The following is a 14,758-nucleotide window of genomic DNA, read 5'->3' as shown; positions in this document are numbered from 1 at the left end:
AGGAGACTTCATCATGAACATGGGCATCAATTATTCTGAGAAGATCCCCAACAATGTTGACCTCGGCAATGACCGGCGTCTCCAGCGCGCGCTGGAGAAATGGCTGCCGGAATTTCAGGGCTGGTGGCGCGAGCTTGGACCCGTCGAAAGCCATGATTACGATGTTTTTCTGCGCACCGCGATCAGCGTCGACAAGGGCGGCTGGGCCAATTACGGCCATGTGAAGATGCCCGATTATCGCTGGGGTGTGTTTCTGTCGCCAAGCGAGGCAGACCGGAAAATCAATTTCGGCATGCACAAGGGTCAGGATGCCTGGCAGGAAGTACCGGGCGAATATCGTTCCGAACTGCGCCGGCTGATCGTCACGCAGGGTGATACGGAACCGGCATCGGTCGAACAGCAACGCCATCTCGGCCGCACCTGCCCGTCGCTCTATGATCTGCGTAATCTTTTCCAGATCAATGTGGAAGAAGGCCGTCACCTCTGGGCGATGGTCTATCTGCTGCATGCCTATTTCGGCCGCGATGGCCGCGAAGAAGCCGAGGAAATGCTGGCCCGTCATTCCGGCGATGCCGACAAGCCACGTATCCTTCAGGCCTTCAACGAAGAAACCCCGGACTGGCTGTCCTTCTTCATGTTCACCTTCTTCACCGACCGGGATGGCAAGTATCAGCTCGCCTCGCTGGCCGAAAGCGGGTTTGACCCGCTGTCACGTACCTGCCGTTTCATGCTGACCGAAGAAGCCCACCATATGTTTGTCGGCGAGACCGGGGTGCAGCGCGTGATCCAGCGTGCCTGCGACCTGATGAACGAACACAAGACCGATGATGTCCGCAGCTTCGGCGGTATCGATCTGGCGACCATTCAGCGCTACATCAATTTCCACTTTTCTGTTTCGATTGATCTGTTCGGGCAGGAAACCTCCACCAACGCAGCGAACTACTACACAATGGGCCTGAAAGGCCGCTATCAGGAAACCCGGATCGATGATGACCATATCCTGACCGACGCCACCTACAAGGTGCCGGAAATCCGGGACGGCAAGGTTCACATGATCGACGCCTCTGCCCTGAACGCGGTCAATGAGCGGTTGCGCGATGATTATGTTGCCGACTGCCAGCGTGGTGTCGACAAGTGGAACCGCACCATTGCCGCCGCCGGAATTGACTTCACGCTGACCCTGCCCCATCGCGGTTTCCATCGCGGTATCGGCATCTATGCCAACAGTTGCCTGACCCCGGATGGCAAGGTGATCGACCGTGCGGCATTTGAGAAACAAAAGGGTGAGTGGCTGCCAACGGACAGCGATCGCATTTACATCCTGTCCCTGATGAAAGCCGTGACCGAGCCCGGCAAAATGGCCTCCTGGATTGCCCCGCCCCTGAAGGGGATCAACGGCCAGCCGATTGATTACGAGTATGTCCGGTTCAACTGACCCGCACCACACAGACTGAAAACGACATTAACCTCCCCCGCCAGACCGGCCGGGGAGGTTTTCTTTTGCCGTCTCCGCACAAACGGCCCCGTCTCCTCTCCTGATCCCCCTTCAGGCCTTTTCCCATATCATTCTGAATCAGGTTCAGGGCGACAGTGCTGTAAAATCATCAAATCCAAAAATATCGATATTATTTGACAATTGTTTTTAAAATCGTCAATCATCCGGAATTACTGATGAGGAAATGACATGCGATTTACCACCGCCAGAACGGGCAACAGCACCGCTCTTTACGCCATTAAAGGCGATTCCGCCGTACAGCTTTCCGGCCAGAACGGTTTTTCAGGCACCGACCTGATGGATGTTATCAACGGTGGCGACGCCGCACTGAAACAGGCAACCGCGCTTCTTGGCAGCGGAAAGGCCGTCCCGGTCAGCAGCCTGACACCGGCCCTGCCGTTCTCGAACTTCGGGAAGATCGTCTGCCTTGGCCTGAACTATGTCGATCACGCGAAGGAAGGCGGCTATGACATTCCGACCTATCCGGCGCTGTTCCTGCGCGTACCGTCATCAATGATGGCTGCGGACGAACCGATGATTGACCCGGCCTGTTCTGAAAAGCTGGATTATGAAGCCGAACTGATGGTCATCATCGGCAAGGGCGGCAAGCATATCCCGCAGGACAAGGCGCTCGATCACGTCTTCGGCTACACGGTCTTCAATGACGGCTCGATCCGTGACTATCAGCGCAAGACCCATCAGTGGACACCGGGCAAGAACTTCGATTCAACCGGCGCGCTCGGACCGGTCGTGGTCACGCCTGACGAACTGCCTGCCGGGGCTTCGGGCCTGCGTATCCAGTCCCGTCTGAATGGCCAGATCATGCAGGACAGCAACACCCGCGACATGATGTTCCCGGTTGACCAGACCATCGCCATCCTGTCCGAAGTGATGACACTGAATCCCGGCGACCTGATCGCCATGGGCACCCCCCCGGGTGTCGGCCATGCCCGCAAGCCACCGGTCTTCATGAAAGGCGGCGACAAGGTCGAGATCGAGATCGAAGGCATTGGCGTCCTCTCGAATCCGGTTGTGGCGGAGCAACGATGAGCAACGCCGCTTCATCTGCACCGGTCGGTGAAGAACTTGCAGCACTCCGGGCAGCCGCAGCCACGGCTACCCGGTCGCTGCGTCAGCGTATTGAACGGCTGGATGATGATTCAATCGATCTGATTCTGCGTGGTGCACGCTCGCATTACGCCTGGACCGACAAGCCGGTAGACGAGGCATTGCTGCGCAGCCTCTACGATATCGTCATCAACGGGCCGACCAGCATGAACAGCCTGCCCGCCCGCTTTGTCTTCGTGCGCAGTGAGGAGGGCAAGGCCCGGCTGGGCAAGGCGCTGAAACCGGCAAACCTGCCGAAAATGATGAAGGCACCGGTTACCGCGATCATCGCGCATGATCTCGATTTCTGGCAGAAACTGCCTTTCCTGTTCCCGCATGAAGACCGTCGCCCGCATTTCGAGGGCAAGCCGGAATTTACCGCTGACACGGCCTTCCGGAATGCCGCGCTACAGGGCGCTTACCTTATTATTGCAGCACGGGCGCTGGGACTGGATACCGGCCCGATGTCCGGATTTTCGAATGCCATTGTCGATGAGGAATTCTTTGCCGGAACAAGTCTCCGGTCAAATTTCCTCTGTAATCTGGGCTATGCAGACGAGACGGCTCTGTTCCAGAAGCTGCCCCGTTTTGCCTTTGACGACATCTGTAGTTTCGCCTGATCAGAAGAACGGAGAGCTGCAGCAAAATTAGCAGGGTCATCATGGCTGATAAGCCGTCTGACCCTGCCGAGCTGTTCCGGAGTTCGGGAACAGAAAATGCGGAAGTCTGGCAGAAGACTTCCAGAGATAAACCAGACAACGCTGCACCAAAGCAGCGAAACCGGGAGGATTGGTTATGAATACAGACTTCAGGAAACATCTGCTGGCGGCAGTCATTGCCGGCGCGACCGTTGTAACCCCGCTGGTGGCCTCTACCGCCGCCGAAACCATCAAGATGGTTGCCATTGATGGCTATCCCGCACGATCCATGTGGGTGAAGGAATTCTCCGGCTTCTTCATTCCGCGACTGAATGAAGAACTGGCAAAAAGCGGCAATTACAAGATCGACTGGCAGGAAGCCTATGGCGGCCAGATCGTCAAACCGCGTGGCGTGCTGGAAGGCATCAAGCTGGGGCTTGGCGATATCGGCATCGTCACCACCATCTTCCACAATTCGGCGCTGCCCAGCCAGGGTATCTCGGCTGTCACTCCGATGGTCTCATCTGACGCCCGTGTCGTCGCCAGGGCGGTTGACGAGATCGCCCGCGAATTCCCGCAGATGCAGAAAGAATTCGATGCCGAAAACCAGGTCTATCTGGCAACCGGTGTGGTTCTCGACACCTATCAGATCTTCTCAAAAAAGCCGATCAAGACCCTGAAAGATCTTGAAGGCATGAAGGTTGCCGGTGCCGGCTACAACCTGCGTTACCTTGAGGGTATCAAGGATGCGGCGGGCGTTCGCGGCGGTCTGCCAAACTTCTACAACATGGTACAGACCGGTGTTACCGATGCTGCCATGCTGTGGCCGGAAGCCGCTGTCACCTTCAAGATTCATGAAGTTGCACCCTATATGCTTGCGGCCGATCTTGGTGCGGTCAACACCAAGACCGTTACCATCAACAAGGATGTCTGGGCCAAGCTGCCGGATGAGGTGAAAACCGCCATCCAGAAAGTCTCCATCGAATATCGTGACCGGGTTGCCGGCGTGGCGATGGACGAAGCCGCAGAATCAATTGCCCAGTACAAGGCTTCCGGTGGCACCGTCGTCACCCTGACGGATGCTGAACGCGCAACATGGGCCGCCGCGATGCCGAACATCGCCGCTGAATGGGCCGCCTCACTGGACAAGACAGGCGCACCCGGAACAGCTATGCTGAAGGCTTACATGGACAAGCTGAAAGCCGCAGGACAGAAGCCCGTCCGCGACTGGTCAGCAAACTGATCTGAGCCCACGGCAGACGACAACAAAACGGACAAATCAGTATGACTGTATTGCAACCTCTCTGCTGGTTTGTCCGCCAGTTGTCGGCCTGCTTTGACCGGATAGCCATTCTGGCAAATGCTGTCGGTACCCTGACCGTTCTCGGCCTGGTGGCCGTCATGAATATGGATGTTGTTGCTCGCGGTGCCTTCAATGCACCGTTCCATGGCGCCGTCGAACTGGTCATCTTCGCCATGGTGCTGATTGTCTTCCTGCAATTACCTGATGTGGTTCGCGTCAACCGGCTGACCCGGTCCGACGGCTTCCTGCTGATGCTGGACCTGCGCGCACCAACCACGGCTTTTGTTCTCCGCCGGCTGATTGATGCTGTCGCCTGTATCTTCATGGCCATCGTTGCCTATGCCAGCTGGCCGGAATTTATCGATACACTGGAATCCTGTTCCTATTTCACCGCGCCGGACTTCGGCCCGCCCCTGACCGGTGACCTGATCACCGACCTCAGGGCTGCGACGGCACGCTGTGACTATTTCGGCACCCCCGGCGTGTTCACCGCGCCCTGGTGGCCGGCACGGCTGGCAATCACTGCCAGCGCCGGGCTCTGTGCCATTCTTTATCTTTTCAAAGTCATCCTCGGCGGACAGCCGGCGGGAGGTTCCCATGGATCCCGTTGATATCGGTATCCTCTCCGTCATCGCCATCGTGGTGACGATCTATCTTGGGGTCTATATCCCCGTGGCGCTGGCCGGTGTCTCCTTCGTCACCATCTGGCTGGTCAGCGACAAACCGATCCTCGCCGTGAATTTCCTGCGTCAGGCTATCGGTGACAGCGTCACCGAGTACGAGTTCGCCACTATTCCCCTGTTCACCTTCATGGGGCTGATCGTCTCCAAGGCCGGGCTGGGAACCGATGTCTACCGGGTGATGAACCAGCTGTTTCAGCGCATTCGCGGCGGCGTCGGCATGGCCACCGTCGGTGCCAACGCACTGTTTGCCGCGGTCACCGGTTCCTCCATCGCCTCGGCCTCGGTCTTCACCCGTGTCGCCGTACCCGAGATGCTGCGCCTGAATTATAACAAGCGATTTGCGGTTGGTGTGGTCGCCGGGTCGTCCGTTCTCGGCATGATCATCCCCCCCAGCTCGATGCTGATCATCTATGCTTTCGTTGCTGAAATCTCGGTTGGCGACATGTTCATCGCCGGGATCATTCCCGGCCTGATCCTGACCCTGGCCTATATCGGGTCAATCGCCGTCATGGGCTGGCTGACACCGAATTTCATTGGCGGCACAAGCCCGGACAGAACTGCCGGCGACCGGCTTTCCTATGGCGAAATCCTGTCCTGCACCGCGCCGGTTCTGGCCCTCATCCTCATCGTCCTCGGCGGTATCTATACCGGCTGGCTGACCCCGGTTGAAGCGGGCGCTGCAGGATCACTTGCAGCCCTCATCATTGCCGTGATCCGCAAGGAAATGACCTGGCGAAGCTTCTGGGACGCCCTGCTGGAAACCGGCCATATCACCGCCAGCATTCTGTTCCTGATTACCGCCGCTTCATTCTACAGCCGGATGCTGGGCTATGTTGACCTGCCGAACCAGTTGCAGGAATTTCTTGTCGGCAATGATCTTGGCTTCTTCTGGGTCATGGTCGCCTATGTACTGCTGATGCTGTTCCTCGGTACGTTGCTGGATACGGCCTCGGTCATCCTGATTGTCGTGCCGCTGTTCATCGATATCATTGAACCGATGGGCCTCAGCCTCGTCTGGTTTGGCATCATCACGGTGATCGGCGCGGAAATCGGACTGCTGACCCCCCCGCTCGGCATTTCCTGTTTTGTCATCAAGACAACTCTGAACGATGACCGCATTTCATTGAAGGATGTCTTCATGGGGGCACTGCCTTTTGCGGCTGTCATGCTGATGATCCTTATTCTGCTGATCTGGCAGCCCGGCCTCAGCACCTACCTTCTGAACTGACGGAGAAACCGATGCGCAATGTAACGGCGGAAACGCTGACCAAAACCCTTCTCGACTATTGCGGACCGGATACCGACCCTCGCCTCAGCTTTGTGCTGGAGCGCCTCGCGCATCACCTGCACAGCTTCGCGAAGGAAACCAACCTGACCCATGACGAATGGCGCAAGGGTATTGCCCTGCTGACCGCAGCAGGCGAGATCAGCACCCCGGAACGCAATGAGTTCGTACTGTTCTCGGATGTGCTTGGCCTGTCCTCACTTGTCGACATGGTCAATTCGCCGCCGGATGCGACTGCCTCCAGCGTGCTCGGGCCGTTTCACATTCTCGATGCACCGGAACTGCCTGTCGGGGCCGACCTGAAGAAAGACAATGCCGGTGACAGCGTCATCGTGCAGGGCCGCGTGCTCGACACAAAGGGCCAGCCGATCGCCGGGGCTGTCATCGATACCTGGCAGACCGCCGATAACGGCCTCTATTCCAATCAGGACCCGGAACAGGATTACTATAATTTCCGGGCACGCATGAAGACCGGAGCCGATGGCCGCTATGCCTTCACCACAGTCCGGCCAGCCCCCTATACCGTGCCGGATGACGGACCGGTTGGTGAATTACTGCGTGCCACCGGGCGCCATCCCTGGCGGCCTTCCCATCTGCATTTCATCATCGCAGCCGACGGGCACCGGACACTGGTGACGGAAGTCTTCCCGGATGATGATCCCTATCTTGATGAAGACGCGGTTTTCGGCGTGCGGACCGATCTGGTGATGAAGTACCGGCGATGTGACGATCCGGAAACCGCACCGGCGGACATTCAGGCCCGTGACCGGCTGACCATTCCGTTCTATACCGTTGACTTCGACTTCATCCTCGCGGACAGGGACGGTACATGAGCGCGAACAGCGACAAGGACGGGAATGTTCTTTATCTGGCAACCGGTGGCAGTGTCACCTCTCAGGTCTGCGATCTGTTGCGCCGGGATATCCTCACCGGCAGCCTTGCCCCGGATCTGAAGCTGAAGATCGAGGCCCTGCGTGACCGCTACAATGCCGGCGCTAGCCCGCTGCGCGAGGCCCTCAGCCTGCTGACCGCCGAAGGGCTGGTTGAACGGCTGGACCAGCGTGGATTCCGGGTCGCCAGCATTTCAGCCGATGCCTTCATCGAGCTGCTGAAAACCCGCTGCTGGGTCGAGGAACGGGCGGTAAGGGAATCGCTCGCACATGGTGACATGGCTTGGGAAGAGAGCCTGGTTCTGGCCCATCACCGCCTGAAACAGACCCCCCGCACACCCAATGCCCCGGCCAGCGAGAATGTGGACTGGGAAGCCGCCCACAAGAAATTCCACATGACCCTTATTTCCGCCTGCGGCTCAACCCTGCTGGTTGATTTCTGCGAACGTCTGTACGACGCCAACATCCGCTACCGCAACATCGCCGGACAGGGCCGAAACGGCCCGGCCAGCCCGGCCCGCAGCGTCGCCGATGAACATCTCGGTATCCTGAACGCCGCCATCGCCCGTGAAGCCGACAAAACCGTCGACCTGCTGCTCAGCCATTACCGAAACACCGGCGAAGAACTTTCCCGCCACCTAGCCACAGTCTGACGAAAGAAAACCACGCTGGAATTTCAGATAAGTTTCGAAATTTCAGTACGCTGATATAGATCTGAGAGCGATTTATGATTAATTCTGAACTGGCTGCGGCGCTTGGTAACTGGTTTACCTGCCCCGGCGCCTTCCATCTTTATCCCCGGATCATAGTAAACTACGCCTAACGCAAGAGCCTTCAGAAACAGGAGTACATCTGTATCTTCACAAACCTTAACAATATCACCGAAATGATATTCGGTCGGCGGCGATCTTTTCAGTGAGGGCACATATACTGCTTTAGCATGCTTCCTGTTCCAGTGTTCGATAACCCCCCCGAATCCCCATGACGCAGCAATCTCATCACTTTTGTCCCGCAATTCAATCGCCCCACCAACATCAGTAATCTTACCGTTTAGCGTATCGTATCCCGTAATTCGTAATGCCAGTCCTGTGTTAGGATCGAAGCCCATTCCATTCACATATTTACCACCAAAATTTATCCGGTCGGGTCTGCCAGCTTTATCAGGATAACCATATCGGCGCAGGAAAGCTTCCACCCCCTGGTCTTTGTAGACACCTCCGGTCGGCTCTGGTGTCATAAGTGTAACGGGGCTTTTTGCTGTGTATCTTACAAAATCATTTACACTATACTGCTTTACTTCCCAGCCCATATAATCCGGGCCAGCATACCCATTTGGGGAAATTCCGAGTTCGGATTCAAGCGTATAACCACCCCCATTTTGTGCTTTGTACGGGAGCCGCCGGCCATCACTGCCTAGTTTCTGTGAAGAAATCCAACCCTTACGGTAAATACGACCCAGCATAGCGAGCATAGCAAGCTTCGGGTCTGCGCCATCCTGTCGCACAGCCTCCAGATCAAGAAATACACCTGTAACTGTCAGGCTGTTTGCCACATCATGAAGAGCATGGACAATCGGCTGATGATTCCCGGCGACATGCCCAATAACGCGCCCATCAGCACAGATTCCAAGAAACAAGACACGCCCCACATCCCTAGAACGCATCAGGTCACCTGGCGCTCGTTCTGCACCACGCAAAAAGCCGGACATCCTCACTTCGGGATACTTTGGGTATAGGATCAACTGTGCATCAGGAGCGCGGGACAAGCCCCTTTCGTCAATCCAGTAAAACCGAACCTTCGCTTTAGCCCTCTCTCTTACTGATCCTGCAACAGAACTCTCATCATTTTCGACAGGACCGTGCGGAATAATATTCAGCGCCCCAAATCCGCCGCCAAGATAAACCTGGTTTTTCGAGTTGTCGTTCGGCGCCAGCCACTTCACATAGAACCGGACGGCACCATGCTCTGCCATCTGATTAAGTAGTCTTGTTATTGGGCTGGCCAACTCATCTGCCTCTAACTGAGAACTCGACAGAATCAGAAAACAACCATAAAGAGATCAAGTCAATCATCTCTGATACTGGAATCCGCCGCCGTCCTTTGAGAGCACATTCCCAGACAGTCGCCACCCGCCAGCCGGTCAGGCGGAGATTACGACAAGCGGCAACATCCCTGCTTCGGTTAACGCTGATCTTATCATACCAGAACTGTTCTCTTGTCTTCGGCCACTTGAAAAGCGCACAGTCATGACCATGCCAGAAGCAGCCATGTACGAAAATCACAGCCCTATACTTCGGGAAAACCAGATCTGGCTTTCCCGGCATACCTTTCACATGCAGACGATAACGGAAACCACGTGCATGCAGCGCTCTTCGAACGATTAGTTCCGGACGAGTATTGATACCGCGGATCGCCGCCATATTACGGCGGCGGGTTTCCTGATCATGAACGTCAGCCAACTTTTTTCAGTTGCGGCTCTTTAACCAGCTGTTGGATGTGGGGTTGCATAATTCTCGCTACTTCTGCAAAGACCGGAACAGCGACTGAATTACCAAACTGCTTATATGCCTGAGTATCGGAAACAGGTATCCGGAAACTATCATCATACCCCATCAACCGGGCGCATTCGCGTGGAGTAAGGCGGCGAGGGTTTTTACTCTGCCCCTGGCTTACAAGAATTTCTGAACCATCCTTATAATAACGCGCTGAAAGCGTCCGGGCGATACTGTTACTGTCAACAAGACCAAAGCCAAACCCATTACCCTTGGCCCGGTGCTTCTCTGCATAGCCCTGAAGATAACCCCAGAGTTTGTCAGTCAGAGTATATTTATCACTGACCTTAGCCGCGTTACCGACTGTGTAGTGGCCCTCAGGTAATTCCGTACCATCTTCCGGGTGGAGAATGTCCCGCATTCCCCTCCCTTCACGACCCGGCAGTACCAGGTCATCAAAACTAAACCCGGTGTCTTCCCGAAATCCAACCATGACAATTCGTTCCCTGTGTTGCGGAACAAAATTAGCCGCATCAATAATTCGGGTCTGAAGAGTGTACCCCAATTCTTCAGTCAGCTTCCGGCGTATGACGTCAAATGTACGCCCCTTGTCATGACTTTTCAGATTCTTAACATTTTCAAGAAGAAACGCGGCAGGTCGATGGTGCAGTAAAACCCGGAGCACATCAAAAAACAACGTGCCCTGAGTCTCGTCAAGAAAGCCATGAGCCCGGCCGAGAGCGTTCTTTTTTGAAACTCCTGCAATTGAGAATGGCTGGCACGGAAAGCCAGCGACCAGAACATCATGGCCTGGAATTTCCGAAGCATTTACATCCCGAATATCTCCCGCAATCGGCCGGTTGTCCCGAAAGTTCGCATGATAGGTAGTCTGAGCAAAACGGTCCCATTCAGATGTAAAGACGCAATGTCCACCAACACCTTCCATCGCCTTTCTCAGCCCACCAATCCCGGCGAACAGATCAATGAATGTAAATGAGTTTTCCCGCTTATCCTGGCGCCCAGCATCTATATGCATCCTGAGCAAATTGAGCACCCCTTCACGAGGAGTTTCTTCGCCTCGTTTCCAGCGATAAATATGACCCTCAGAATATCCTAGGAAACCTGCTGCCTCCTGAACACTCCAGCCACTTTGCTGTATCAGCGCCTCAAATTCGATCATCTTATTTAGAACCTCTGGGTATAATTTTGACACAATGAAACAATTACTCCCAGCGAACAAGAACAAAACAGAAACCTTCTGATTGAACTGACACCGAATCAACAATCCGACTCTACATCGAATGACGGAGCATCTGCGGCTTTAATAATCTGCCTAAATTTACCTATGGAGGGTCTAGGAGAGTTTTCACAACCGTATCCGTCGACAACCGACAAAGCCGTCGACCTGCTGCTCAGCCATTACCGAAACACCGGCGAAGAACTTTCCCGCCACCTGGCGACAGTCTGACAAAGGAAAACCGCGCTGATGCTGTGAAGCAAAAGCCCGTTATCCTTCGAGACGCGCTTTCAGCGCTCCTCAGGATGAGGTCAGGTAACTTAAAACCTCATCCTGAGGAGCAGCAAAGCTGCGTCTCGAAGGACCTAAACGAACCTGTCTGCTGGCTAAAACCGATATGGCTCAGCCAGCAGCCTTCACCTCGCGGCGGCGGGCGTGGAGGATGGGTTCGGTGTAGCCGCTGGGCTGCTGACGACCCTTGAAGACCAGATCGCAGGCGGCCTGAAAGGCGATGCTGCCGTCGAAGTTCCCGGCCATCCTGGTGTAGTTCGCGTCACTTTCATTCTGCCGGTCAACAACTTCCGCCATGCGCTTCAGGGTCTCCATGACCTCACCTTCTGTGCAGATGCCGTGATGGATCCAGTTGGCGAGGTACTGGCTGGAAATCCGGAGCGTCGCGCGGTCTTCCATCAGGCCGATATCGCGGATATCCGGCACCTTGGAACAACCGACACCCTGATCGACCCAGCGGACAACATAGCCCAGAATGCCCTGGGCGTTGTTTTCCAGTTCCTTGCGGATGTCATCAGACGACAGGTTTTCACCCGCCAGCAGCGGCACCGTGAGGAGATCATCGAGGCTGGCCCGCGACCGTTTTGCCAGTTCATCCTGACGTTCGCTGACATTGACCTCATGATAATGCATGGCATGCAGTGTGGCCGCTGTCGGTGACGGCACCCAGGCGGTGTTGGCTCCGGCCAGCGGGTGGCCTTTCTTGGCTTCGACCATCTGTTTCATTTCGTCCGGCATGGCCCACATGCCCTTGCCGATCTGTGCCTTGCCACGGAAGCCGGTTTCCAGACCGATATCCACATTCCAGTCTTCATAGGCCGCAATCCAGGCCTGTGCTTTCATCGCGTCCTTGCGAACCATCGGACCAGCTTCCATGCTGGTATGGATTTCGTCACCCGTGCGATCAAGGAACCCGGTATTGATGAACACCACCCGGTCTTTCGCAGCGCGGATGCATTCCTTCAGGTTCACCGTGGTGCGGCGTTCCTCATCCATGATGCCGATCTTCACGCTGTTGCGCGGCAGACCAAGAATGTCCTCAATCCGGTCGAACAGCTCATTCGCAAAACCAACTTCTTCCGGACCATGCATCTTCGGCTTCACGATATAGACACTGCCGGCACGGCTGTTGCTGAGCGGGCCAAGCCGCTTCAGGTCATGCAGGGCGCAGGCACTGGTGAACAGGCCATCAAGAAACCCTTCCGGCACCTCGTTACCCTCGGCATCCAGCACCGCATCATTGGTCATCAGATGCCCGACATTACGGACCAGCAGCAGGCTGCGGCCATGCAGGGTCAGTGAACCGCCATCCGGCGTGGAGTAGGTACGATCCGGGTTGAGGCGACGGGTCATCACCTTGCCGCCCTTCTCAAAGCTTTCTTCAAGATCACCACGCATCAGGCCAAGCCAGTTGCGGTATGCCCCGACCTTGTCTGCGGCATCGACAGCGGCGACGGAATCTTCACAATCCTGAATCGTGGAGACAGCCGATTCCAGTACCACGTCCTTGACCCCGGCACTGTGTGTCGAGCCAATCGGGTGGCTGCGATCGATCTGGATTTCTGCATGCAGGCCATTGTTGCGCAGCAGAACGGATGTCACCGCCCCCTCACCGCTGTAGCCGACAAACTGCGCCGGGTCTTTCAGTCCGGCATCGCCGCCGTCTGTCAGCCGGGCGACCAGTTTGCCGCCGTAGATTTTGTACTCTGCCACATCACCATGGCTGGCCCCTTCCAGCGGCATCGAGGCATCAAGGAAGCGGGTTGCATAGTCGATCACTGCCTGACCACGCGCCGGGTTATAACCACCGGACTTGCCCAGACCATCTTCCTCGCCAATCACGTCGGTGCCGTAGAGCGCATCAAACAGGCTGCCCCAGCGCGCATTGGCGGCGTTCAGGGCGAACCGTGCGTTGGTCACCGGCACAACCAGCTGCGGGCCCGCCATCGTTGCGATCTCGGCATCCACACCAGCGGTCTCAATCATGAAGTCGGGGCCTTCAGGTACCAGATACCCGATTTCTGTCAGAAAAGCCTTATAGCCTTCGGCGTCCCACTTCTGCCCCTTGCGGGCAAGGTGCCAGCCATCAATTTCAGCCTGCAATGCATCGCGCTTTTTCAGCAGCGACCGGTTCTTTGGTCCGAGGTCATTCACCAGACCGGCGAGGCCTGCCCAGAATGCGTCCGGTGTCACACCGGTTCCCGGAAGCACTTCGTTAACCGCAAAGTCATGCAAGACACGGTCAATCTGCAAGCCGTTGATGGTAATCCGTTCGGCCATGTTATCTGCCTTTCCTGTGTTATATCTGTGGCTGCCTGAAATCCGGGATTCCGGGCAGTTGTTAAGCCTAAATAGGGCCAGTAACCGCCATTTCGCAAACTGTCTGCCGTTTTTTTGGATGGCTTTTCCACAATGCGGATTGGCATTGAAGGTGGTGTCAAATCCGCCCGGTATGATAGCTTCCCGCAGCAAATGTTTACAGGAAGATACAACCATGAAGATTGCTACCCTGAATTATGAAGGCGCCCCGCGCCTTGGCCTGTTGTCCGATGATGAAGCGCTGATCCATATCGCGCCATCCGGCTGGTCATATCTCGAAACTGTCCTCGCCGGCGACCGGGTTTCCGAGCTGGCAGATGCCTGCCGCGGGTCCGGCCTTACCATACAGACCGATCAGGCAGAACTGCTGCCTGTCGTGACGGCACCAAAGCGGATCGTCTGCATTGGCCGCAACTATCCGAAGATCCATCCTGTCGACGGCGAACTTCCCCCGCCGACAGATATCGGCCTGTTCATGAAGCTGCCGGGGGTGCTGATCGGTCATGGAGCACCACTGAAAAAACCTTCAGAATCCGACACCTATGATTATGAAGGCGAAATCACCCTCATTATTGGCAAGAAAACCGGCAAGCTGGACCCGAAAGATGCCTGGTCGGTTGTGGCCGGCATTACGGCCATGAATGACGGTTCCGTCCGCGGGTGGCAGAAACACAGCGTCGATGCGGGCAAGAACTTCCGCCAGAGCGGCTCCCTCGGCCCCTGGATGACAACTCTTGATGCCATGCCGCAACCCAGTGGTGACTGGCGCATCCTGACCAAAGTCAATGGCGAGGTTGCGCAGGACGGACCGGCCAGCGACATGTATTTCGATATTCCGACCATTCTTGCCTACATCACCAGTTTCACTGATCTGGAACCGGGTGATGTCATTTCCACCGGATCACCGGAAGGCTCCGGCGGCGGTCGTACACCACAGCGGTTCCTCAAGAACGGTGATGAAGTTGCCGTCACCATCACCGGTGTCGGCACCCTGAAGAACAGGGTTGTTGCCGGATGA

Annotated in this window: 13 protein-coding genes; 9 read left to right on the top strand and 4 right to left on the bottom strand. The window is 56.1% G+C overall.

Translation table 11 applies throughout. The annotated features are described in order from the left end of the window. Positions 1–19: 19 nt before the first annotated feature. The 8 genes from boxB (at position 20) to GH722_09505 (ending at position 8,054) form a co-directional block, all read left to right on the top strand. Positions 20–1,435 (top strand): benzoyl-CoA 2,3-epoxidase subunit BoxB, encoded by a 1,416-nt coding sequence (gene boxB, locus GH722_09540; protein ID MRG72015.1) that lies wholly within the window; start codon positions 20–22, stop codon positions 1,433–1,435. Positions 1,436–1,684: 249 nt separating this feature from the next. Then, positions 1,685–2,545 carry an FAA hydrolase family protein gene (locus GH722_09535; GenBank protein MRG72014.1) on the top strand — a complete coding sequence of 287 codons (861 nt, stop codon included), beginning with the start codon at positions 1,685–1,687 and terminating at the stop codon, positions 2,543–2,545. After that, complete coding sequence (locus tag GH722_09530; protein MRG72013.1) at positions 2,542–3,222, top strand: malonic semialdehyde reductase; 681 nt, start codon at positions 2,542–2,544, stop codon at positions 3,220–3,222. The genes GH722_09535 and GH722_09530 overlap by 4 nt, the downstream gene beginning before the upstream one ends. Positions 3,223–3,397: 175 nt before the next feature. After that, on the top strand, positions 3,398–4,483 hold the full coding sequence (locus GH722_09525; protein MRG72012.1) for a C4-dicarboxylate ABC transporter: 1,086 nt from the start codon (positions 3,398–3,400) through the stop codon (positions 4,481–4,483). A gap of 41 nt (positions 4,484–4,524) precedes the next feature. Then, positions 4,525–5,154, top strand: a complete 630-nt coding sequence (locus GH722_09520) for a TRAP transporter small permease subunit (protein MRG72011.1) — start codon at positions 4,525–4,527, stop codon at positions 5,152–5,154. Further along, positions 5,141–6,454 carry a TRAP transporter large permease subunit gene (locus GH722_09515; GenBank protein MRG72010.1) on the top strand — a complete coding sequence of 438 codons (1,314 nt, stop codon included), beginning with the start codon at positions 5,141–5,143 and terminating at the stop codon, positions 6,452–6,454. Before GH722_09520 ends, GH722_09515 begins: the two co-directional genes overlap by 14 nt. Positions 6,455–6,465: 11 nt before the next feature. Beyond that, a complete protein-coding gene (locus tag GH722_09510) occupies positions 6,466–7,344 on the top strand; it encodes a hydroxyquinol 1,2-dioxygenase (protein ID MRG72009.1) in 879 nt (292 codons plus the stop codon). After that, a complete protein-coding gene (locus GH722_09505; GenBank protein ID MRG72008.1) occupies positions 7,341–8,054 on the top strand; it encodes an FCD domain-containing protein in 714 nt (237 codons plus the stop codon). The genes GH722_09510 and GH722_09505 overlap by 4 nt, the downstream gene beginning before the upstream one ends. 23 nt (positions 8,055–8,077) lie before the next feature. On the opposite strand, the gene GH722_09500 is transcribed toward GH722_09505, so the two are convergent. The 4 genes from GH722_09500 to GH722_09485 form a co-directional block, all read right to left on the bottom strand. Next, entirely contained in the window at positions 8,078–9,406 is a 1,329-nt protein-coding gene (locus GH722_09500; protein MRG72007.1) for a hypothetical protein, read from the bottom strand. A gap of 1 nt (position 9,407) precedes the next feature. Next, positions 9,408–9,860 carry a DNA mismatch endonuclease Vsr gene (gene vsr, locus GH722_09495; GenBank protein ID MRG72006.1) on the bottom strand — a complete coding sequence of 151 codons (453 nt, stop codon included), beginning with the start codon at positions 9,858–9,860 and terminating at the stop codon, positions 9,408–9,410. Continuing rightward, on the bottom strand, positions 9,853–11,073 hold the full coding sequence (dcm, locus tag GH722_09490; GenBank protein MRG72005.1) for a DNA (cytosine-5-)-methyltransferase: 1,221 nt from the start codon (positions 11,071–11,073) through the stop codon (positions 9,853–9,855). Before dcm ends, vsr begins: the two co-directional genes overlap by 8 nt. Before the next feature lie 459 nt (positions 11,074–11,532). Beyond that, the gene (locus GH722_09485; protein ID MRG72004.1) at positions 11,533–13,701 is read right to left on the bottom strand and encodes a malate synthase G; all 2,169 of its coding nucleotides are present in this window, start codon (positions 13,699–13,701) and stop codon (positions 11,533–11,535) included. Here GH722_09485 and GH722_09480 point away from each other — a divergent pair. Further along, positions 13,682–14,758, top strand: coding sequence for a hypothetical protein (locus GH722_09480; protein ID MRG72003.1), 1,077 nt, complete (start codon positions 13,682–13,684; stop codon positions 14,756–14,758). The genes GH722_09485 and GH722_09480 overlap by 20 nt on opposite strands.

It is taken from the genome of Alphaproteobacteria bacterium HT1-32 (assembly GCA_009649675.1).
Lineage (GTDB): Bacteria > Pseudomonadota > Alphaproteobacteria > Rhodospirillales > HT1-32 > HT1-32.
The sequence above is the reverse complement of the archived record's forward strand: the minus strand, read 5'-3'. Positions and strand labels throughout refer to the sequence as shown.